Annotated in this window: 21 protein-coding genes; all 21 read left to right on the plus strand. The window is 54.8% G+C overall.

The window, feature by feature from the left end; genetic code table 11:
• Nucleotides 1-241: 241 nt before the first annotated feature.
• The gene (gene glyA, locus ACN06F_RS02070; RefSeq protein ID WP_089039312.1) at nucleotides 242-1,555 is read left to right on the plus strand and encodes a serine hydroxymethyltransferase; all 1,314 of its coding nucleotides are present in this window, start codon (nucleotides 242-244) and stop codon (nucleotides 1,553-1,555) included.
• A gap of 47 nt (nucleotides 1,556-1,602) precedes the next feature.
• On the plus strand, nucleotides 1,603-2,853 hold the full coding sequence (locus tag ACN06F_RS02075) for a sarcosine oxidase subunit beta family protein (RefSeq protein ID WP_083000851.1): 1,251 nt from the start codon (nucleotides 1,603-1,605) through the stop codon (nucleotides 2,851-2,853).
• Between the two features lie 25 nt (nucleotides 2,854-2,878).
• Nucleotides 2,879-3,220: a sarcosine oxidase subunit delta gene (locus tag ACN06F_RS02080; protein ID WP_038480866.1), complete on the plus strand. Its 342-nt coding sequence runs from the start codon at nucleotides 2,879-2,881 to the stop codon at nucleotides 3,218-3,220.
• The gene (locus tag ACN06F_RS02085; protein WP_433924583.1) at nucleotides 3,217-6,267 is read left to right on the plus strand and encodes a sarcosine oxidase subunit alpha family protein; all 3,051 of its coding nucleotides are present in this window, start codon (nucleotides 3,217-3,219) and stop codon (nucleotides 6,265-6,267) included. The genes ACN06F_RS02080 and ACN06F_RS02085 overlap by 4 nt, the downstream gene beginning before the upstream one ends.
• The gene (locus ACN06F_RS02090; protein WP_083000855.1) at nucleotides 6,260-6,895 is read left to right on the plus strand and encodes a sarcosine oxidase subunit gamma; all 636 of its coding nucleotides are present in this window, start codon (nucleotides 6,260-6,262) and stop codon (nucleotides 6,893-6,895) included. Before ACN06F_RS02085 ends, ACN06F_RS02090 begins: the two co-directional genes overlap by 8 nt.
• A gap of 62 nt (nucleotides 6,896-6,957) precedes the next feature.
• Nucleotides 6,958-7,824 (plus strand): formyltetrahydrofolate deformylase, encoded by an 867-nt coding sequence (purU, locus tag ACN06F_RS02095; RefSeq protein ID WP_253486478.1) that lies wholly within the window; start codon nucleotides 6,958-6,960, stop codon nucleotides 7,822-7,824.
• Nucleotides 7,825-8,105: 281 nt separating this feature from the next.
• The gene (locus tag ACN06F_RS02100) at nucleotides 8,106-9,488 is read left to right on the plus strand and encodes an L-serine ammonia-lyase (RefSeq protein ID WP_038480876.1); all 1,383 of its coding nucleotides are present in this window, start codon (nucleotides 8,106-8,108) and stop codon (nucleotides 9,486-9,488) included.
• Nucleotides 9,489-9,738: 250 nt separating this feature from the next.
• A complete protein-coding gene (locus ACN06F_RS02105; RefSeq protein ID WP_120385846.1) occupies nucleotides 9,739-10,356 on the plus strand; it encodes a rhodanese-like domain-containing protein in 618 nt (205 codons plus the stop codon).
• A 52-nt stretch (nucleotides 10,357-10,408) separates the two neighbouring features.
• A complete protein-coding gene (locus tag ACN06F_RS02110) occupies nucleotides 10,409-10,864 on the plus strand; it encodes a hypothetical protein (RefSeq protein ID WP_198350082.1) in 456 nt (151 codons plus the stop codon).
• Between the two features lie 281 nt (nucleotides 10,865-11,145).
• Nucleotides 11,146-12,078 carry a LysR family transcriptional regulator gene (locus ACN06F_RS02115; protein WP_433924584.1) on the plus strand — a complete coding sequence of 311 codons (933 nt, stop codon included), beginning with the start codon at nucleotides 11,146-11,148 and terminating at the stop codon, nucleotides 12,076-12,078.
• A 223-nt stretch (nucleotides 12,079-12,301) separates the two neighbouring features.
• Complete coding sequence (locus ACN06F_RS02120; protein WP_271910900.1) at nucleotides 12,302-13,768, plus strand: 2-hydroxymuconic semialdehyde dehydrogenase; 1,467 nt, start codon at nucleotides 12,302-12,304, stop codon at nucleotides 13,766-13,768.
• 14 nt (nucleotides 13,769-13,782) lie between these two features.
• Nucleotides 13,783-14,595, plus strand: coding sequence for a 2-keto-4-pentenoate hydratase (locus ACN06F_RS02125; protein ID WP_120385843.1), 813 nt, complete (start codon nucleotides 13,783-13,785; stop codon nucleotides 14,593-14,595).
• Nucleotides 14,596-14,606: 11 nt separating this feature from the next.
• Nucleotides 14,607-15,548 (plus strand): acetaldehyde dehydrogenase (acetylating), encoded by a 942-nt coding sequence (locus ACN06F_RS02130; RefSeq protein ID WP_433924585.1) that lies wholly within the window; start codon nucleotides 14,607-14,609, stop codon nucleotides 15,546-15,548.
• An 11-nt stretch (nucleotides 15,549-15,559) separates the two neighbouring features.
• Entirely contained in the window at nucleotides 15,560-16,582 is a 1,023-nt protein-coding gene (gene dmpG, locus ACN06F_RS02135; RefSeq protein WP_433925101.1) for a 4-hydroxy-2-oxovalerate aldolase, read from the plus strand.
• Nucleotides 16,579-17,346, plus strand: coding sequence for a 2-keto-4-pentenoate hydratase (locus ACN06F_RS02140; protein ID WP_253486484.1), 768 nt, complete (start codon nucleotides 16,579-16,581; stop codon nucleotides 17,344-17,346). Before dmpG ends, ACN06F_RS02140 begins: the two co-directional genes overlap by 4 nt.
• Nucleotides 17,347-17,367: 21 nt before the next feature.
• Nucleotides 17,368-17,790 carry a RidA family protein gene (locus ACN06F_RS02145; RefSeq protein ID WP_253486486.1) on the plus strand — a complete coding sequence of 141 codons (423 nt, stop codon included), beginning with the start codon at nucleotides 17,368-17,370 and terminating at the stop codon, nucleotides 17,788-17,790.
• A gap of 10 nt (nucleotides 17,791-17,800) precedes the next feature.
• Nucleotides 17,801-18,373, plus strand: a complete 573-nt coding sequence (locus ACN06F_RS02150) for a 3-hydroxyanthranilate 3,4-dioxygenase (RefSeq protein WP_038480902.1) — start codon at nucleotides 17,801-17,803, stop codon at nucleotides 18,371-18,373.
• Complete coding sequence (locus tag ACN06F_RS02155; protein WP_433924586.1) at nucleotides 18,370-19,356, plus strand: amidohydrolase family protein; 987 nt, start codon at nucleotides 18,370-18,372, stop codon at nucleotides 19,354-19,356. Before ACN06F_RS02150 ends, ACN06F_RS02155 begins: the two co-directional genes overlap by 4 nt.
• A 172-nt stretch (nucleotides 19,357-19,528) precedes the next feature.
• Complete coding sequence (locus ACN06F_RS02160) at nucleotides 19,529-20,515, plus strand: TRAP transporter substrate-binding protein (protein WP_038480909.1); 987 nt, start codon at nucleotides 19,529-19,531, stop codon at nucleotides 20,513-20,515.
• A 54-nt stretch (nucleotides 20,516-20,569) separates the two neighbouring features.
• Nucleotides 20,570-21,118 carry a TRAP transporter small permease gene (locus ACN06F_RS02165; RefSeq protein WP_198350076.1) on the plus strand — a complete coding sequence of 183 codons (549 nt, stop codon included), beginning with the start codon at nucleotides 20,570-20,572 and terminating at the stop codon, nucleotides 21,116-21,118.
• On the plus strand, nucleotides 21,115-22,374 hold the full coding sequence (locus ACN06F_RS02170) for a TRAP transporter large permease (protein ID WP_095604646.1): 1,260 nt from the start codon (nucleotides 21,115-21,117) through the stop codon (nucleotides 22,372-22,374). The genes ACN06F_RS02165 and ACN06F_RS02170 overlap by 4 nt, the downstream gene beginning before the upstream one ends.
• Nucleotides 22,375-22,563: the final 189 nt, after the last annotated feature.

The raw sequence follows: 22,563 nt of genomic DNA on the forward strand, positions 1-22,563 counted from the left end.
CGTTTAGGGCGCTTTTTTATGGGTAATCAATGACGGTCTATCTGCGCAGCCTGGCTAATTGATGTCGATGTCGCAAATGCATCGAGTGGTGACGTCAACAAGTATCTTGGGCCAGGAAACCAACGATAGTATCGCGGTAAGAAAACGTTGATAGGAACCTTGGTTGATAGAAACCTTGGTTTGTCAGCGTTAAAGAGAACGTCCAGCACTTAATAAAAAAGTCACTCATCAGGAGGCGATAATGCTTCAAAGTAATTTTTCCCCAAAAGCACGTTTGGCCAGTTACGACAGTTTGCTTGCAGAAGCAATTGCTGAAGAAACGGTACGCCAAGAAGCGCATATTGAGCTGATCGCCTCCGAAAATTACACCAGTCAACTTGTCATGGAAGCGCAGGGTACCCAACTGACTAACAAGTATGCGGAAGGCTATCCAGGCCGTCGCTACTACGGCGGTTGTGAATTCGTTGACAAGGTTGAGGCCTTAGCCATTGAACGTGCCTGCAACTTATTTAGTGCCAATTATGCCAATGTGCAGCCGCATTCCGGTGCTCAGGCAAATGCCGCTGTGTTCATGGCACTCGTCAAACCTGGCGATACTATTCTAGGTATGAGCCTTGCCCACGGCGGCCATTTAACCCACGGCGCCGCCCCTAACTTCTCGGGCAAACACTACAACGCTGTTCAGTACGGCCTCAAGCCGGAAACCGGTGAGATCGATTACGAAGAAGTTGAGCGTTTGGCCCGTGAGCATCAGCCGAAAATGATCATTGCCGGTTTCTCTGCCTACTCTCGCGTGGTGGATTGGCGTCGTTTCCGCACTATCGCTGATGAAGTGGGTGCTTACTTAATGGTCGACATGGCCCACGTTGCAGGTTTAGTGGCAGCTAACCTTTATCCGAGCCCGCTGCCTCATGCCCACGTCGTCACCACGACTACCCACAAAACGCTGCGTGGCCCCCGTGGCGGCCTGATTCTGTCTGCGGATGGCGACGAGGCGCTCTATAAAAAGCTTAATGGTGCGGTCTTCCCAGGCCAGCAAGGTGGCCCATTGATGCATGTTATCGCGGCGAAAGCGGTGGCGTTCAAGGAAGCCATGAGCCAGGAGTTTGTGCGTTACCAGCAGCAGGTGATTGACAACGCCCAAGCCATGGCCAACGTATTCATGGAGCGCGGCTATGATGTTGTGTCGGGTGGTACCGAAGATCATCTGTTCTTAGTCTCGCTTATCCAGCAGGGCGTCACGGGTAAGGATGCGGATGCAGCATTGGGCCGCGCGCATATCACCGTTAATAAGAACACGGTGCCTAACGACCCGCAGAGCCCCTTCGTGACATCGGGTCTACGTATTGGTACCCCCGCGGTCACCACGCGTGGCTTCAATGCCCAAGAGTGTGGCGAACTAGCTGGCTGGATTTGCGACATCCTAGACGTATTAGCTGCTGGGAGTGATACCGCTGCCATCGAGGCCGAGGTGCTGGCTAAAGTGAGTGACGTGTGTGCCCGGCACCCTGTCTATGCTGAAGCTGTCGCTGAAGCCGTCGAATCTATTGCTTGAATCGGCTTGCCGGCAAGGCCCGGCGCGGCTGAACTAAGGAGACCATTATGCAACGCTATTCCGGCTTCGGCCTGGTCAAGCACGCGCTGAGCCACCATGAAAACTGGGAGCGCCAATGGCGCAATCCCACGCCTAAGAAGCAGTACGATGTGATCATCGTCGGTGGTGGTGGCCACGGTTTGGCCACGGCTTACTACTTGGCCAAAGAGTTCGGTGTCAAGAATGTCGCGGTGATCGAGAAGGGCTGGTTGGGCGGTGGTAATACCGCCCGTAATACGACCATCGTGCGTTCGAACTACTTATGGGACGAATCGGCAGCCCTTTACGAACATGCCATGAAGCTGTGGGAAGGGCTTTCTCAAGACCTTAACTACAACGTCATGTTTTCCCAGCGAGGGGTGCTCAACCTGGGGCATACCTTGCAGGATATGCGCGATATCCAGCGCCGGGTTAACGCGAATCGCCTAAACGGCATTGATGGCGAAGTGCTGGACACCAAAGGTGTGCAGGCGCTGGTGCCAATCATGGATTGTTCCAAGAATGCTCGCTACCCAGTGATGGGCGCTTCCTGGCAGCCGCGTGCTGGGGTAGCGCGGCATGATGCTGTGGCCTGGGGCTATGCGCGCGGTGCTGATGCTCACGGGGTAGACATTCTCCAGCAGACCGAAGTTACCGGCTTCAAAATCCGTGACGGTAGGATCTACGGTGTGCACACCAACCGTGGCGATATCGAAGCCAAGACAGTGGGCTGTGTGACCGCCGGTAATTCTGGCGTGTTGGCCAATATGGGCGGCTTTCAGTTGCCTTTGGAATCCCACCCGCTACAAGCCTTGGTCTCCGAGCCGATCAAACCGATTCTCGATACCGTGGTGATGTCTAATCACGTGCATGGCTATATCAGTCAGTCTGATAAAGGCGACCTAGTCATCGGCGCTGGCATTGACGGCTATAACGGCTATGGTCAGCGCGGTAGCTATCCTACCGTGGAACACACCCTTCAGGCGATCGTCGAGATGTTCCCGATCTTCTCTCGGGTGCGTATGAATCGTCAGTGGGGCGGTATTGTCGATACCTGTCCGGATGCCTGTCCGATTATCTCTAAAACACCGGTGAAGGGGTTGTTCTTCAACTGTGGTTGGGGCACGGGTGGCTTCAAAGCTACTCCAGGATCGGGTCACGTGTTCGCTGCCAGCTTGGCTAAGGGTGAAATGCACCCCATTGCTGAGCCGTTCTCCATGTTCCGCTTCCATAGCGGTGCACTGATTGATGAGCACGGCGCCGCCGGCGTGGCCCACTAGGGTAAATACGAGAGGAGTATCCGCCATGTTTTATATCTATTGCCCCTACTGCGGCGAGCACCGTGAGGAAGAGGAGTTTCACCCCAAGGGCCAGGCGCATATTGAGCGACCCAAAGAGCCCGAGGCGTGTAGCGATGAAGAGTGGGGGAACTACCTTTTCTTCCGCAACAATCCCAGAGGGGTGCATCACGAAATGTGGGTGCATGCGGTGGGTTGCCGCAAGTTCTTCAACGTGACGCGCCACACGGTGAGCTACGAGATTCTTGAGACCTACAAAATGGGCGAGCAGCCGACGATTACCGCCGACAGCCAAAAGCAGCCTCGCGAGGCGGCAGCGGTAAGCCATCAAGAAGGAGTGCGGGCATGAGTCAGTCTAAGCAACAAGTGTTCCGCCTAAAGACAGGTGGCCGAATCGATCGCTCTCGCACGTTGAGCTTTACCTTTAACGGTCAGCGTTACCAAGGGCACCCTGGAGATACCCTGGCCTCGGCGCTGTTGGCTAACGGCGTGGATATCGTTAACCGCAGTTTCAAGTACTCGCGCCCCCGAGGAATCGTCGCCGCAGGCGCCGAAGAACCCAATGCCATTGTTCAATTAGGCAGTACCGAAGCGGCACAGGTACCCAATGTTCGCGCTACCCAGCAAGCACTGTTTGATGGATTAGCCGCCTGTAGCACCAACGGTTGGCCTAATGTACAGCGCGACTTGATGGGCTTGATAGGCAAGTTAGGTGGGCAATTTATGCCGCCGGGCTTCTACTACAAGACGTTTATGGCACCGGCGTCGATGTGGCTGACCTACGAAAAGTACATTCGTAAGGCGGCAGGCCTGGGCCGCAGCCCTATGGAAGCCGATCCAGATAGCTATGACCACCTTCATCAACACTGCGATGTGCTGGTCGTTGGCGCTGGCGCTGCTGGCTTGTCTGCAGCATTGGCTGCTGCCCGTGGCGGTGCGCGGGTGATCGTTGCCGATGAGCAAGAAGAGATGGGCGGATCACTGTTGGGTAGCCGCGAAACTCTGGATGGCAAGTCGGCAGACCAGTGGGTTGCTCGAGTGCTTGAAGAGCTAGCCGGATGTGAGAACGTCACACTGCTGCCACGCACCACGGCTAACGGCTATCACGATCACAATTTTGTGACACTGCACGAGCGGCGTACTGAGCATCTGGGCGAAACGGCGCCTGTCGTCAATGGCCGCCGACCGGTACGTTCCCGTATGCATCGAGTTCGCGCTGGTCAGGTGATCCTAGCCACAGGCGCTCACGAGCGACCATTGGTGTATGCGGGAAATGACGTTCCAGGCAACCTATTGGCAAGCGCTGTTTCTACCTACATTCGACGCTATGGTGTCGTGCCAGGCCGCCAACTGGTGCTCTCCACCAGCAACGACGATGGCTATCGCGCCGCCTTAGACTGGAAGGAAGCAGGCTGCGAGGTGGTGGCGGTTGTTGATGCCCGCGAAGCGCCTGCAGGGGATTGGGTCGATGCCGCCCGTGCCCAAGGTATCAAGATCATCACCGGCAGTGCCGTTATCGAGGCGAAAGGCAGCAACCGAGTCACTGCCGCTCGGGTGGCCAAGATCGATATTGGCGCTTACCGAGTCAGTGGCCCAGTCCAGGAGTTGGCCTGCGACACTATTGCTAGCTCAGGTGGCTATAGTCCGGTCATCCACTTGGCTTCCCATACCGGCGCGCGGCCTACTTGGCGTGACGATATCCTCGGCTTTGTGCCAGGGCTAGTGAAGGGCGTTCATGCCTGCGGTGGCGCTAATGGCACCTATGCGCTGGGAGACGTACTTGCCGAGGGTGTTGAGGCTGGTGTTAAAGCAGCAGCAGCCACAGGCCACGCGGCTCAGCCGGTTAACCTGCCTAGCGTTGAACGCCTCCAGCAGGGGCCTGCGGTGGCACTTTTTCAGATTCCCCATGAGAAATCCACGCTGCGCGGGCCGAAGCAATTCGTCGACCTGCAGAACGACGTCACTGCGGCGGGCATCGAACTGGCTACCCGGGAAGGCTTTGAGTCTATCGAGCATATTAAGCGCTATACCGCGATGGGGTTCGGTACCGATCAAGGCAAGTTGGGCAATATTAACGGTATGGCCATTGCAGCTCGCTGCCTGAACCGCTCCATCCCCGAGGTGGGCACCACGGTATTTCGGCCTAATTATACGCCGGTGACCTTTGGCGCCATCGTGGGTCGTCACTGCCGTGATCTGTTCGATCCCGAGCGCTATACCGCTCTTCATCAGTGGCACGTTGAGCGCGGTGCCGAGTTTGAGGATGTCGGTCAGTGGAAGCGTCCCTGGTACTACCCACAGCAGGTGAATGGCAAGACCGAGACCATGCACGAAGCGGTAGCTCGCGAATGTTTAGCGGTGCGCGAGAAAGTGGGTATTCTCGATGCTTCGACGCTTGGCAAGATCGACATTCAAGGGCCGGATGCGCGTGAATTCCTGGCGCGTGTCTATACCAACAAGTGGGAGAAACTGGCGGTTGGTAAGTGCCGCTACGGCTTGATGTGTAAAGATGATGGCATGGTCACCGATGACGGTGTGACCAGCTGTCTTGCTGAAAATCACTTTTTGATGACTACCACCACCGGTGGTGCAGCAGCGATATTGGAATGGTTGGAGTTATGGCATCAGACCGAGTGGCCAGAACTGGATGTCTACTTCTCTTCAGTGACTGACCACTGGGCCACCATGACGATCACTGGCCCCGAAGCGCGCAAGCTGCTGGCTGAGATGACGGATATCGATCTCGACCGCGATAGCTTCAAGTTTATGGAGTGGCGTGCTGGAAAAGTGGCTGGGGTGACTGCGCGTGTCTATCGGATCTCCTTTACCGGTGAGTTGACCTTTGAGATTAACGTTCAAGCCAACTACGCCATGCACGTGTGGCAGACCCTGTTCAAGCATGGCGAAAAGTATGGCTTGACGCCCTACGGCACAGAGACCATGCACGTCCTGCGTGCTGAAAAAGGCTTTATTATCGTTGGCCAGGAAACCGACGGCTCGGTAACGCCGGAAGACCTGGGCATGCAGTGGTGCGTAGGTTACGACAAGCCTTTCTCATGGATTGGTAAGCGAGCCCTGACACGAACGGATACCAAGCGCGAAAACCGCAAGCAGTTGGTGGGTCTCAAACCGAAGGATCCAACGGTGGTGCTGGAAGAGGGCGCCCAGATTGTGTTTGATCCCAAGCATGCGATCCCGATGCCCATGGTGGGGCATGTGACCTCAAGCTACTACAGCCCAATTATGGACTCTGGATTTGCCTTAGCGGTGGTTAAGGGCGGCCTCAAGAAAATGGGCGAAACCGTCTATCTGCCCATGGCAGACGGCCAAGTTCACGAAGCCGAAATCGTCAGCACCATTTTTTATGATCCCAAGGGAGAGCGCCAAAATGTCTAATGCGGCCACTTTCGATACCCGTACTGATACCGCTATCCCGGTAGAGTCTCCGTTAGCCTTTAGCTACCGTCATAGCGGCGCTCCTCGTGCTGGTAGTTCAAGTCGGGTTCAGCTACGCGAGCGGGCAATGCTAGGGCATCTGATCTTACGAGGCGGTGCTATCGTTCTCGATGAGGCGGTGCGCGACGTGCTGGGGATTAGCTTACCTGGTAAGCCCCAGGCGCTGGTGCAGGATGCCAGCGGCGAGCGTTCTATTCAGTGGCTTTCCCCTGACGAGTGGCTGGTAATTGTGCCTGGCGGTGAGGAGTTCCCGCTAGAGACGCAGCTGCGGGAGCGTTTAGGGGATTCCCATTACGCCATCAGCGATGTCAGCGGTGGGCAGACGGTGTTAGAGATTACCGGAGAGGCGGCCCGCGAGCTGTTGATGAAAGCGGTGATCTACGACGTTCATCCCCGCCATTTTCCAGTGGGCAAAGGCGTTACTACCGTTTTCGCCAAGGCCACGACCATCCTTCGTCGGCCCAGTGAGGAGCGTTGGGAGTTAGTCGTGCGGCGCAGTTTTGCCGACTACTGCTACCGCTGGCTACTGGATGCAGCAGCAGAGTATGGCGTGAACGTAGAACAATAAGCAGGCAGGCCGAAACGCTGTTTCGGCCGCTACTTTCTGCCGCTAACAGAGATACATGCACTATGAGCCGAATGAGTGATACCTGGATACTTGCCGCCCAATGCCCAAGCCGTTTGGGAACGGTGGACGTCGTCACGCGCTTTTTAAAAGAGCAGCAGTGCTATATCACTGAACTTAACTCTTTCGATGACCGGCTTGGTGGACGCTTTTTCATTCGCGCCGAGTTTCGACCAGAGCGAGACGACTTCCATGAAGAGCGCTTCCACGCCGATTTTGCAGCGCGGGCAGGCGAATTCGATATGCAGTTTGAACTGACGGCGCCGGGCAAACGCACAGGCACCGTGATTATGGTCTCCAAGGCCGATCACTGCTTGAATGATCTGCTCTACCGTTATCGGACGGGCCAGCTTCCGCTGGATATCAAAGCGGTGATTTCCAACCATCCTGATCTGGAGCCGTTGGCAGCATGGCACGATTTGCCCTATCACTACCTGCCGATCACGCCCGAGACGAAATTGCAGCAGGAAGCGCAGATACGCGAAATCATCGCGGATACTGACGCTGAGCTGGTGGTGCTGGCAAGGTATATGCAGGTACTCTCCCCCTCAATGTGTGAACTATTAGCCGGACGAGCCATCAATATTCATCACTCTCTACTGCCCGGTTTTAAAGGCGCTAAGCCTTATCATCAGGCGTATGAGAAAGGGGTTAAGCTAGTGGGTGCAACGGCGCATTATATTAATAATGACCTTGATGAAGGGCCAATTATTGCTCAAGGGGTCGAACCCGTCGACCATACCCATTATCCCGAGGATCTGGTGGCCAAGGGGCGGGATATTGAGTGTCTCACCCTGGCCAGAGCGATTAGCTATCATTTAGAACGTCGTGTGTTCTTTTACTCGGGGCGCACGGTGGTTTTTGGTAACTAATGCTTTTTATCTAATTCTACTGTTAGTAAACGCAAACAGTTCGAACACGCTTTTATAGTTGGGTTGCTGTCGCTGCTAAGCTTTTGCCAGAGCGATATGCAACCCCTTGTTATATGTGAGAAGTTATGTGTGATAAGTCGTGCTTAAACGTATTGTTTTATAAATATAAAAATATCTTCAATAAAAGATAGATTGGTTTTATTTTTTATCACATAAATAACTTATTGAAATTTTCAGGCATCGCCTGATTTTTCCCTGTTTATACGTCAAGAGGTGCTCCAATGCCTATCAGTGTTTTCGACCTTTTTAAGATTGGAGTAGGCCCCTCCAGTTCCCATACCGTCGGGCCCATGCAGGCCGCTTTTAAGTATGTTACATCACTACGCGACGCCGACCTTCTTGATGAAGTGGCCCATCTAGACGTTCATCTTTATGGCTCACTGTCAGCGACGGGCGTAGGGCACGCAACGGATCACGCGATTATTATGGGGCTGATGGGTGAGCGCCCCGACACGATTGACCCTTTGATTATTAGGCCATCTATTGCGTCGCTTAAAGAGAGTCAGTTATTAGAACTTGGACGCCAAAAAACAATCGCTTTTGATTGGGATCGCGATATTTATTTTCATGAAGAGAGTTTGCCTCATCATCCTAATGCCATGCGGCTTGCTGCCTTCACACATCAAGGTGAATTGCTGCATGAAAATATCTACTACTCGGTGGGGGGCGGTTTTGTTGTTGAACAAGCCCAGGTAGATATGCCGTTAGAGGATTTTGATGGGGCAACTATTCCCTACAACTTCGATACAGCTGAAGAGCTGCTAGCATTATGTAAAAAAGAGCAGCTGAGTATTAGCCGCTTAATGCTAGAGAATGAGAAAGTATGGCGGACGGAAGACGAGGTCAGAAATGAGTTGTGGCGAATCTGGCAAGTCATGTGTGAATGCATCGACAATGGATTAACTCATGAAGGGATATTGCCGGGTGGGTTAAACGTAAAACGTAGAGCTAAGCTGCTGCATCAGCGGCTTTTAGCGGCTGAACAGAATGATTGTCTAATCGCATCGACGTTTTCAGCGATGGAGTGGGTGAATATTTTTGCCCTCGCGGTTAATGAAGAGAATGCCGCAGGAGGGCGCATGGTAACGGCGCCCACCAACGGCGCTGCAGGCATTATTCCTGCCGTTCTGCACTACTATATGAAATTTCAGCCCAACGCTTGCGAGAAAAACGTCGTGGATTTCCTGCTAGCGGCAGGTGCGATTGGCATTCTCTGTAAGAAGAACGCGTCTATATCGGGGGCGGAAGTGGGCTGCCAGGGGGAAGTTGGCTCGGCGTGCGCCATGGCGGCAGCTGGCTTAGCGGATGTGATGGGAGGAACGCCCGAGCAAGTAGAGCATGCGGCCGAAATCGGCCTGGAACATAATTTAGGGTTAACCTGCGACCCGGTGGGAGGGCTGGTTCAGGTGCCGTGTATCGAGCGCAACGCTATTGCCACCATAAAAGCCATTAATGCAGCGCAAATGGCGTTGCATGGTGATGGTACTCACTTTATATCGTTGGATAAGGTCATTCGCACTATGCGTGATACGGGGAGAGACATGCTTGATAAATATAAGGAAACTTCCAAAGGTGGACTGGCCGTCAATGCTATTGAATGTTAATCGCTAATGTATCCGGCAGGGTAGTTAAACCATTAGTCGTTTGGGGGCGTTGTTTTAACGCCACTGAATGCTTAAAAGCGAACTGCTTCGTTTAGGCACAACGAAGGCTGTTAGCGATGGTGTCTTGCATTGTTACGTCAAGGCTAGCTAACAGTCTCCTACTTCTGGCTAGTGACAAAACGCCGCAGGTAGTTCTGCACCTTTCCAGCTATATTAAGTCCATAGAGTTATTTCTTTAGAGGATTTTGTTATGTCTGGAGTTGCAAGCTATTTTGCTGAGCTTCCGTACCGTAATTCTGCCCTTGCCGCCTTGATGGCACTGAGCATGAGTGTCATCACCGTCGCTCAGGCTGAAGATACGCCCTCTTATCGAGAAACGCAGTTGGGCTTGTATGTGACCGCTCGCGAAGCCTATGACCTGCTACAGCAAGAAGACGATGCATTGTTGATTGATGTGCGTGATCCCGTCGAAATTAAATTCACCGGTTTTGCAGAACCCACTGATATTCATGTGCCATGGGTACTAACGGACACGACTCAGTTCGATGCTGATAGCAAAACATGGCCAACGGTTCGTAACGCCAATTTTGCCGAACAAATCCGTGCCGCGCTCGAGGCGCATCAAGCAAATGACGATACTCCGATCATCGTAATGTGCCGCTCTGGAGCAACCCGCAGCGCACCCGCTGCAGATCTGATCGCAGAGATGGGATTTTCGCAGGTGTATTCGGTTAGCGATGGCTTTGAAGGGGGTACGCTTGCTGAAGGTGACTCAAAAGGTGTGAGGGCGCGTGATGGGTGGCGTAATTCGGGATTGCCCTGGAGTTATGACGTTAATCCTGACACCGCTTGGTATGAGTCGAAGTAGCGCAGAAAAGCATTTAAAGCAACAAATCGCACAGATTGATAAGGAGATAACGATGCATAAAACATTAGTAATGGCCGGTGTGTTGGCTTTAGTACCGATGGTGGCTAGCGCAGATAACCACGATGCCGAAAGCGATAAAGCGTTAATGATTCTGACCAGCGACGCAGTACAGACGCAATCAATGGCAATGATATTAGGCAATGCGATGCGTCAGCAGGGCACGGATCTACATATCTTGCTGTGTGATGCTGCGGGTGATCTTGCGGTAGATGGCTATGAAAGTGAAGCAGCGGTCAATACCCCGCCCAGTAACCCTGCAGGGCAGGTTAAACCTGAAGGTATGTTGAAAATGTTGATGGGTGAAGGCGTCAGTGTCGATGTATGTGCCATCTACTTACCTAACACCGATTACACCCAAGAAGATCTACTTGAAGGCGTTGGTGTTGCGGCGCCAGGACCAATGGCAGAAATGATGCGCGATCCCGCCATTCCTGTATTCAGCTTCTAAAACGTTAGTGCCATGCTGGCAAGTATGAAGCCGCTACTTTTTAGTAGCGGCTTTTCTGTGTGTTGGAGTGTTGCACTATGAGCTTTTCCAACAATACTTGAGAAATTATTGATACTTATACCACTAGTAGGGTGTACTTACGGTTACCCACTTTTTGAGTGGTTGCTCCATGGAAACGTGACTGGTTCTAACGCTGGCAGCGCTGTTCTGCACGGCATGACCATGTTCCATGGAGGTTTGCTTGTCTCAAGATTGCCAACCACTCGGTATGCCATAAAGCTATGAAATACACAGATTCCTCTATTACACGTAAGTTGAAATTTCATCAGCTAATGGTTTTTGAGCAGGTGGTTTTAAGCGGCTCAATGCTACGAGCTTCCCAGATGCTCAATTTGACACAGCCAGCCGTTAGCAAAGTGATACATGATTTAGAAGTGTATTTTGACAGCCCGCTTCTCGTTAGGGGAAACCGAGGTGTAGTTCCCACTGAGCTAGGTGAGCTTGTTTTGAAACGTGCAAAACTGCTGATGGCAGAGCTGCGTAGTCTGACAGACGAAGTGAATGCTTTTCAGGAGGGAACCAGTGGTCATGTCGTTGTCGGCACGTTGATTTCGGCTTCAGTTTCTTTACTTCCAAAAGCAATCCGATTGCTTAAGCAAAGAGCACCCAACGTCATGGTGTCTTTGCGTGTCGGTCAGATGGATCAACTGTTTCCTGCAGTGGAAGTGGGCGACGTTGACTTGGTGGTTGGGCGTGTTCCTGATGACTGGCGTTGGCGAGATGAGGCTAATAGCCTTACGGTGGACACCCTCTACAGTGAAGAGTTATGCATTGTCGCTGGTGCGAAACATCCCCTACACGAAAGCCAATTGTTAACCCTTGAGAAGTTACATCCCTTTCCATGGGTCCTGCCTACTCGAGAGTCATTACTAAGACGTACTGCCGATAAGCTTTTTGCCGAAGAGGGTTTGACCGTTCCCTCCAATGTTGTCGAGTCTTTATCCATTCTGACGAATTTAACCTTGATGCAAGATCAAGAAACCGTTGCTTTGATGCCTTACGAGGCGGCTTCGCCTTTCGCAGAGGCGGGGCTACTCAAGGTTTTTAAGCTCGGAAAGTCGCTGGCTTTTGGCGATATCGGTTGCTTTTCCGCTTCTGGTCGAGAGCTAGGCCCTGCCGCAAAACTGTTTCGTGAATGCCTCAAGGAGGCGTGACTTCAGTGCATTTTTGCGCTCAGAGTTCTACGGCTATGAGTTTACAACGCTTATATAACCAGGTGCCCTTTTTGGATTGGCGGCTTGATGGGGAGGGGCCGGGCGCTGACAGGGTCAGGTATTCTTTTTTTAAATACCTGATAGGTTTTTATTGATTATGCAATGATACCTGCCCTGCCTACACTCTTCCGAAATGAATTAAAACAACGTTTCGGAGACAACCGTGTCGACCATAGCCCCCCAGCTTCTCAATTATGTCGGCGGTGAATTTCTTGCCACCGAACAGACTTTCCCCAATATCTCACCCATCGATGGCCGTTTGCTGAGTCAGGTCTGCGAAGCCGACGAAGCTTTGGTGGGGCGCGCCGTTAGTGCCGCCAAAGCCGCCCAATCTGGCCCTTGGGCCCGCACCAGTGCCAGTGAACGAGCCGATGTGCTGATGCGTATCGCCGCGGGTATCGAGCGCCGTTTTGAAGAATTTGTGGCCGCAGAGGTGGCCGACACCGGTCGCCCGGTGGAACAGGCTCGCCGTCTGGATATCGCGCGTGGTGTGCACAACTTCCGCACTTTTGCCGAGCTTATCCGCCAGTCTGGCGGCGATTACTTCGAGATGCGTGCTCCCGATGGCAGTGATGTGTTCAGCTACTCGGTGCGTAAACCCCATGGTGTGGTTGCGATTATCTCCCCCTGGAACCTACCGATGCTGTTGCTTACCTGGAAGGTGGCACCCGCCTTGGCTTGCGGTAACTCGGTAGTGGTTAAGCCCTCTGAAGAATCTCCCTCCACAGCTACTCTGTTGGCCGAAGTGATTCATGACGCAGGGCTGCCCGAAGGCGTATTCAACCTGATCCATGGCTTTGGCCCAGGCTCCGCCGGTGAGTTTTTGACCAAACACCCCGACGTAGACGCTATCACCTTTACCGGTGAGTCTCGCACCGGCAGTGAAATCATGAAGGTGGCCGCCGAGGGTGTTCGTGACGTTTCCTTCGAATTGGGCGGCAAGAATGCCGCCGTGGTCTTTGCTGACTGTGATTTTGAGGCGGCGGTGGCTGGCGTGGCCCGCTCCAGTTTCACCAATGCCGGTCAGGTGTGCCTCTGCTCCGAACGAGTCTATGTAGAGCGTCCTATTTTTGAGCGTTTCGTGGCCGCTCTCAAAGAGAAAGCCGAAGGGCTCAAAATCGGCTATCCGGATGAGCCCGGTGTTGATATGGGGTCAATGATCTCTCGCCAGCATCGCGAGAAGGTACTCAGCTACTTTGAATTAGCTCGGGAAGAGGGCGCCACTGTGGTGACTGGCGGCGAAGTGCCAACGTTTGGCGATGCTCGCGATCAGGGGGCTTATGTACGGCCAACTATCTGGACCGGCCTGGCCGACGATGCTCGCTGTGTCCAGGAGGAGGTCTTTGGGCCTGTCTGCCATATCGCCCCCTTCGACCGTGAGGATGAGGTGATCGAGCGGGTTAACAATACCGTTTATGGCCTGGCAACAGCGCTTTGGACCCAGGATCTGGGCCGTGCCCACCGAGTTTCTCGTCAGTTCCATGTGGGCATGGTATGGGTCAATACCTGGTTCCTGCGCGACTTGCGCACGCCCTTCGGAGGAGCGCGGCTTTCTGGCCTTGGACGCGAGGGCGGCCGCCACTCCCTCGATTTTTATTCCGAACTGACCACCATCTGCGTTAACCCGTGAGCGAGGAGATTGCTATGCATACTGCCCTGATCGAGGCCGCAGAGCGCCTCAGCCAAGCCCAGGCGACAGGACAGCCCTGTAAGCCGGTGCGTGAGCTGATTGCCCGTGCCCAGGTGGAGGAGAACGCCGCTGACCCGGTGGCCTTAGCCTACGCCGTCCAACAGCACAACACTCGCCTAGCCCGGGAGCAGGGGCGCCGCCAAGTGGGCTTTAAGGTAGGGCTTACTTCTCGCTCCGTACAGCAGCAGTTAGGGGTTAATCAGCCTGATTTCGGAGTGCTTTTCGCCGATATGGCGGTGGGTGACGGTCAGCCTATCGCAGTGGATGCCGTGCTTCAGCCCAAAGTGGAAGCGGAGATCGCTCTGGTGCTGGCGCATGACCTGGATCACGAGCGCCATACCTTAGCGGATCTGATTCGGGCTACCGCCTTCGCTTTACCTGCCATTGAGGTGGTGGGGAGTCGCATCGCTAAATGGGATATCCGCCTTGAGGACACCATCGCCGACAACGCCTCATCGGGCTGCTTTGTACTCGGCAGCCGTCCAGTGAAGCTGGAGGTTCTCGACTTAGTGCGTTGCGGTATGAAGATGACCTTGCGCGGTGAGCCAGTGTCAGTGGGTGCGGGTGCTGCCTGTCTCGACAATCCCTTGAATGCCGCCGTATGGCTGGCCGATACCATGGCCAGCTTCGGGGAGCCGTTGCGCGCTGGTGACATTCTGCTCACCGGTGCTCTTGGCCCCATGGTGCCCGCAGCAGCAGGCGATATCTTTCACGCCGAAATACAAGGCCTGGGTGGTGTGACCGCTGCTTTCGCCAAGCCACAATGAGAGAAAAGATCATGAGCAAAAAAGTCAAAGTGGCCATCATTGGCTCCGGCAATATCGGCACCGATCTGATGATTAAAATTCTGCAGCACGGCCAGTACCTTGAAATGGGAGCCATGGTGGGAATTGATCCGGCCTCAGACGGTTTGGCGCGCGCCCAGCGCTTCGGCGTCCCTACGACTGCCGAGGGAATTGATGGTCTGCTGGCCATGGAGAATGTTGACGACATCAAAATCGTCTTTGACGCCACTTCTGCTGGCGCCCATAAGCGTCACAACGAGATGCTACAAGATCGCGGTATCAACGTCATCGACCTGACCCCAGCAGCCATTGGTCCCTATGTGATTCCGTCGATCAATATGGATGAGCATCTGGATGCTCCGAATATCAATATGGTTACGTGTGGCGGCCAGGCCACCATCCCTATGGTAGCGGCAGTTGCCCAGGTTGCCAGAGTGCACTACGGCGAGATTGTCGCCTCTATTTCCAGCAAGTCTGCTGGCCCGGGTACCCGCGCCAATATTGATGAATTTACCGAGACCACCTCCCAGGCCATCGAATCCTGTGGCGGTGCTGCCAAGGGTAAGGCAATCATCGTTCTCAATCCTGCCGAGCCTCCATTGATCATGCGCGATAGCGTTTTCGTACTCTCTGAGGAGGCAGACCGAAACGCCATTGAAGCCTCTATCAATGCAATGGTGGCTGCGGTGCAAGCCTATGTGCCGGGCTATCGCCTTAAACAGCAGGTGCAGTTCGAGTCAGTGCCCGTGGAGTGTCCGGTTAACTTACCCGGCCTAGGCCTAACTCACGGTCTCAAGACCTCGATCTTCCTGGAGGTTGAAGGGGCTGCTCACTATTTACCCGCCTATGCCGGCAATCTAGACATTATGACCTCTGCTGCGAAAAGCTGTGCTGAGCGCCTCGCTGAAACCCGCTTGCTGGCCGCCATTGCCTGAGGAGCTTCATGATGAACAAGAAACTTTATATCTCTGATGTGACCTTGCGTGATGGCAGTCATGCAGTGCGTCATCAGTACAGCATTGAGGATGTCCAGCGAATTGCCCGCGCGCTCGACGCAGCTAAAGTGGACTCTATTGAAGTCGCCCATGGTGACGGTTTGCAAGGATCCAGCTTCAACTACGGCTTTGGAGCCCACAGTGACCTGGAGTGGATTGCCGCAGTGGCCGAGGTGGTCGAGCATGCCATGATCACCACCCTGTTGTTGCCTGGAATTGGCACCGTACATGACCTGGACGCAGCCTATGCTGCTGGTGCCCGGGGGGCTCGGATTGCTACCCACTGCACCGAAGCGGATGTCTCTCGTCAGCATATCGAGCATGCTCGCAAGCTGGGTATGGATACCGTGGGCTTTTTAATGATGAGCCACATGCAGACGCCCGAGGGGCTGGCCGAGCAGGGGAGGCTGATGGAGTCCTTCGGTGCCCAGACCATTTACGTGGTGGATTCTGGCGGCGCCCTGACTATGGATGGTGTGCGCGATCGCGTAAGCGCCATGAAAGCAGTGCTTAATCCAGCGACTCAACTAGGAATCCATGCCCATCATAACCTGAGTCTCGGCGTGGCTAACTCTATGGCTGCAGTGGAAACAGGCTGTGACCGGGTCGACGCCAGCCTTGCAGGCATGGGGGCCGGCGCTGGCAATGCTCCCTTGGAAGTCTTCATTGCCGCTGCCGAACGCATGGGCTGGAATCACGGCACTGACCTCTACACCTTGATAGACGCCGCCGACGATATAGTGCGACCGCTGCAGGACCGTCCAGTGCGGGTAGATCGCGAGACCCTGGCGTTAGGTTATGCGGGCGTTTATTCCAGTTTTCTGCGCCACGCAGAGGCTGCCGCCGAGCGTTATGGTTTGAAAACGATTGATATTTTAGTGGAGCTGGGCCGCCGCAAGATGGTGGGTGGCCAGGAAGATATGATCGTCGACGTGGCGCTGGATCTTCTGGCTACACAGGGAGAGCCCGCATGAGCATCAATATTTCCACCATCGCCACGGCACTGGATCAGGCTGCTCGACATGCCGAACCACTGGCTCAGTTCAGCACCCATACGCCTTTTTCTTTGGCGCAGGCCTATGAGATCCAGCGCGTCTCCATGCAGCGCCGCTACGCAGACGGCGAGCGCAGCATTGGTATCAAGTTGGGCTTCACTAGCCGCGCCAAAATGCAGCAAATGGGTGTGGACAGCCTGATCTGGGGCTGGCTTACCGATGCCATGCTGGAAGAGGACGGTGGCGAAGTGGCGCTGTCGCGTTATATCCACCCTCGTGCCGAGCCGGAAGTGTGCTTCCTGGTTGGTCGCGCTATCGACCGCCCACTGACCCTATTGGAGGCTGCCGAGCATATTGAGGCATTCGCGCCGGCCATCGAGATTATCGACTCCCGCTATGAGGCGTTCAAATTTAGTCTTGAAGACGTGGTGGCAGACAACTGCTCCTCCTCTGGCTTGGTGGTGGGGCCCTGGTCCCGGAACCTCTCGGGCCTGGACAACGCCGGAGTGCTGATGCGCCTGGATGGTCAACTGGCGCAGGTCGGCTCCACCGCCGCGATTCTCGGTAATCCGCTGCGCAGCGTGGCTGAGGCCTCCAAGTTGGTTAGCGAGGCGGGGCTCAGCCTGCCCGCTGGCAGCCTGATCATGGCCGGAGCCGCCACCGCTGCTGAAGCGTTGCGCCCAGGCGTCCACGTCAGTGTAGAAGTTGCCGGTTTCGGTGAATCCGCGTTCACCTGCCGCTAATCCAATAGCAAGGAGCATGTCATGCATACCAGCCGTGCCACCCTGGTTCAGGGCAAGGCCAAACCCCGGGGCGCTTTTCCTCATATCAAACGCGCCGGAGACTTTTTGTTTGTCTCTGGTACCAGCTCGCGTCGCCCAGATAACAGTTTCGAAGGCGTTGACGTCGATGAGATGGGGACCACTCAGCTTGATATTCGCTCTCAGACGCGGGCAGTGATTGAGAATATTCGCGACATCCTTGCTAGCGAAGGAGCGAGCCTGGCTAACGTGGTGGAGATCAGCACCTTCCTGGTCGATATGAACGATTTTGGCAGCTACAACGCCGTTTATGCCGAATATTTTGACGAGCAGGGCCCGACCCGGACGACGGTGGCAGTGCATCAGCTCCCCCACCCCCACCTGCGTATCGAGATCAAAGCGATCGCTTACGCACCAACTCAGTGAGGTGACTTCCATGGATAAGCATCACTACAGCGCACCGCTCAATTTCAATCGCTGGATTGAGGAACATGCCCATCTGCTCAAACCGCCTGTAGGCAACCAGCAGGTCTGGAAAGACAGCGATTACATGATCACCGTGGTGGGCGGCCCCAACCAGCGAACCGACTTCCACGATGACCCGGTGGAAGAGTTCTTCTACCAGTTCAAGGGCAATGCCTACCTGAACATTTGGAACGATGGTCGCTATGAGCGAATTGATCTCAAGGAAGGAGATATCTATCTGATGGCCCCTCATGTGATTCATTCCCCTCAGCGTCCAGAGCCCGGCAGTCTCTGCATGGTTATCGAAAAGACTCGGCCCCAGGGGCTGCATGACGCGCTGCAATGGTCCTGCGCGCGCTGTGGCAACCTCATCAAGCGCTACGAAATGCAGCTGGAGAGCATCGTCACGGACTTGCCGCCGGTTTACGAGCGCTTCTATGCCACGAGTGAGGAGGAGCGTCGTTGCAGCAACTGTGGCGAAATTCATCCCGGACGTGACTGGGAAACCTGGCATCGCATGCTCAGCGAGGTGCACGGTCAATGAAAATTGATATTCACTCTCATTTCATGCCGCGGATCAGTCAGGCCGAAGCGGCACAGCTTGATCCCGAGCGAGCGCCTTGGCTGAAAACCGAGGGGCGTAGTGGCCAGATCATGGTCGGTGATAAGCCTTTCCGGCCGGTCAACGATCTCCTCTGGGATGCTGAGCAGCGTCTGGGTTATCTGGACGAACAGGGCCTCGACGTGCAGATCATGTGTGCCACGCCGGTGATGTTCGGCTACGACCAACCGGTGAGTCGAGCGATGCCCTGGGCTCGGTTAATGAATGATAAAGCCCTTGAGATGACAGCCACGGCACCTGATCGCCTAAAGGTTCTCGCCCAGGTTCCGTTGCAGGACATTGATGCTGCCTGCCGGGAAGCGAGCCGCGCCAAGGAGGATGGCCACTTAGGTGTGCAGATTGGCAACCATGTCGGCCCTAAAGATCTGGACGAGGAGGGCTTGGTTACCTTTCTGCAGCACTGTGCCGCGGAGGGCATACCGCTGCTTGTGCACCCTTGGGACATGATGACCGATGGGCGCATGAAAAAGTGGATGCTGCCCTGGCTGGTGGCAATGCCAGCGGAGACCCAGCTGGGGATTCTGTCACTGATCCTGTCCGGCGCCTTTGAGCGTATCCCTACGTCGCTAAAACTCTGCTTTGCCCATGGGGGTGGTGGCTTTGCTTATTTGCTGGGGCGGGCCGACAACGCTTGGCGCCATCGCGACATCGTGCGCGAAGACTGTCCCAGCCTGCCCTCCAGCTATGTAAAACGCTTCTATGTGGACTCGGCGGTTTTCGATGATGGCGCGCTGAGTTTGCTAGTCGACGTGATGGGCAGTGATCGGGTGATGCTCGGTTCGGATGCTCCTTTCCCCCTGGGAGAGCAGTCTATTGGCGCAGGCGTTAGTGAACACCCAACACTGGCGGCAGAGGATAAGTCGCGAATCCTGGCCGGTAATGCCCGCGACTTTTTTGGAATTTAGCGCCCGTACAGAAAGCGCATACGCCTCAGGTATTCCATAAATCAATATCTGAGGAGGAATGGTTGATTTATAAATAATAGCTGCCCTGGCTAGACTTCTTAAGCATCCACCTGCCGCGTTTGGGATAGATCCAGGCGTGATTCTAACAACATAAAAAAGCTGAGATATCCTCATGAATAACGTCAACAAACTGGTATCTGCTACCTTTGCCATTGGCCTGACCATGGTTTCCTGGAGCGCTCAGGCGCGGGATTTTCGCTTGGGCATGATTACGCCGCCTTCCCATCTTTGGACGCAAGCAGCCGAAGCCTTTGGCGATGATCTGGCCGCTGCTAGTGGCGGCGAGCATAGCGTTAGCGTCTTTCCTTCTCAGCAGTTGGGAAACGAGGCACAAATGGTGCAGCAGCTGCAAGCGGGATCGCTGGATATGGCCTTTCTAACCATTGCCGAAATGTCTAACCGAGCGCCTGACTTTGGCGCTCTCTATGCACCCTACCTGGTAGAGGATGTGGCACATGCCGCGCGCCTGCTTCGCTCCGATACCGCAACCGACCTGCTTGAACTACTGCCAGCCCAAACGGGATTAGTCGGCATTGGCTATGGCATGTCCGGCATGCGTCAAATCCTCAGCCGTAATAGCATCGACTCGCCTGAGAATCTCGAGGGACTGCGGCTGCGCATCACCCCCTTCGAGCCGATTCGTGACTTCTACTTAGCGGCTGGAACAGCGCCAACACCGCTGCCCTTACCGGATGTTTACGACGCTCTGGCAAACGGTCAAGTAGATGCCATCGATATGGATTTCGAGGCTATCGAGGCACTTAAATTCTATGATCAGGCAGAGCATCTGCTGATCTCCAACCACATGATGTTTCCGATGGTAGGGGTAGTGTCTGGGCGCGTCTGGCGTGAGCTTGAAGAAACCGATCGGGAACTGATCAGAACCACTATGCAAGAGCACCTGAGCGGCGTCATTGACAGCGTGTTAGAGCGTGAGCCAGCACAGGAAGCCTCGCTACGCGAGCAAGACATCCGCGTGGTCGAGGTTGACCAAAGCTTCTTCCAGGAGGCTGTTGAGCGCTGGGAGGGTATCTGGGCTGATAAGGCTCCGGTCCTATTGGAGCTGCGTGAAACGGCTGCTCAGCTGAAGGCTGAGTAATTCTTCTTGACGTGTTAATAAGTGCCCCAGGGTAGCCTGGGGTTGGAGCCATCTATGCTCAAGCAAATTTCCCATGGACTGGCTCGGCTCGAGGTCGCTGTCGCGGCGCTGCTGGCGGCAGCTGTCACCGGGCTGATTCTGCTCAATATCGTGACCCGGACGCTAGGCAGCCCGCTCTATTGGGTCGAAGAACTGGCCATTCATGCCATGGTATGGATGACTTTTTTGACTACCTCGGTAGTGCTCAAGCGCCGCGAAGGCATCGCGGTGACACTACTCACTGATTCGCTTCCACTCCGGTTTCAGGTGCTTTCCCGACTCACAGTAGATGCCATTGTGCTGTTGTTTGCCGCACTGATGCTGTGGCTGTGCTGGCGCTGGTATGACCCGCTAACGTTATGGAGGGTGGGCTTCGATACCAGTGCCTTCCAGGCGGAAAGCTTTAATTTCATTTACTCCGAGCGAACTAGAACCCTAGGGCTGCCCAAATACTTGTCTTGGCTCTGTATACCGGTCTTCTCGATCTCGCTGGGACTGCACGGGCTGGTTAACTTGATCGATAGCCTGAAGGGGCTGTTGTCTGGAAAAAGGAGTCTGGCATGACGCTCGCTGTATTTACCTTATTGCTACTGGGAGCGGTACCGATTGCTCTGGTGCTGGCGTTAACCGCTGCTTGGTATATCGTCGCTTCCGGCAACACCCTGCTGTTCGTTTCTTATCCCCAACAGTTATTCGGTGCCATCGAGCACTATGGTTTGCTAGCGATTCCACTCTTTATGCTGGCAGGTGAGCTGATGAATGAAGGAGGTTTAACTCGGCGGCTAATAGATCTGGCGCGAATCCTTGTCGGTGGCTTTCGCGGGGGGCTGGTGTATATCAACCTGGTGGCCAATATGATGATGGCGGCCATTGTTGGCTCGGCGGCTTCGCAGATCGCCATCATGTCACGGGCCATGGTGCCTGCCATGGAGCAGGAGGGTTACGACAAACCTTTTAGCGCCGCGATTACCGCTGCAGGTGGGCTGATGTCACCGATTATCCCTCCATCAATGCTCTTCGTGCTATATGGAGTGATCGCCCAGGTGCCCATCGCCGATATGTTCGTCGCTGGCATTTTGCCTGGTTTGTTGATGGGGCTACTGTTCTTTATTGCCATCACTGTCATCGGCTTAGTGGAACAGTATCCCAAAGGTGACTGGCCAAGCCGTGACCAAGCGCGCGCCTACCTGCTGATGGGAGTGCCGGCGATGTCGATTCCGCTGATCATCATCGGTGGCATCCTAAGCGGTTTGGCCACACCTACCGAGTCGGCAGCCCTCGCTTCCCTGGCGGCCCTTCTGATCGGCCGCTATGTCTACCGCGACCTAACTTTCGCGCGCTTACCCGATATTCTGCGGCGTACGGCCTTTAATGCTGGCCTGGTGATTATGTTGATCGCTGCTGCCGGTGTCTTCGGCTGGGTGATCATCTATGAGCAACTGCCGCAGATGGCTGCCGCTTGGATCGCCTCACTGACCACGGATCCCTTTATTTTTCTGCTGCTAGTAATCGGTGTGCTATTGCTAGTGGGAATGATCATCGACGGTATCGCTGCGCTCATCCTGGTAGTGCCGATTCTGTTACCTATCGCCACCCAGCAGTTTGATATCACCCCCTACCAGTTCGGCGTGGTGGTTTCCTTGACCCTGGTGCTGGGGCTTCTGACGCCGCCGGTAGGGGCGGGGCTGTTTATTAGTTCCTCCATGACCGGCGTGCCACCGATGCAGATCTTTCGTGCGCTATTACCGTTCTTGGCGATGAGCTTAATCGCGCTGGTACTCCTGGCCTGGCAGCCCTGGCTGACCCTGGCGCTGCTCTAGTCTTTCCCGCCTTGCTCTCGAAACGACAACGCGCTTTGCTTTATTGTGCGTTGTTCGCTAACGATTCTCCTGTCTACACTCCTTAGAGCCGTATTGGCTTTACCTAATGATGGCGGCTATCGGTGTGCTACTGGGGCCTTACTCTTGGCCAATGCCTCCCACAGAGTGAGTGTACTCTGGGAATATCGT

Origin of the sequence: Vreelandella sp. 21 (assembly GCF_050995515.1) — a bacterium.
In the GTDB taxonomy this organism is placed as follows: domain Bacteria; phylum Pseudomonadota; class Gammaproteobacteria; order Pseudomonadales; family Halomonadaceae; genus Vreelandella; species Vreelandella alkaliphila.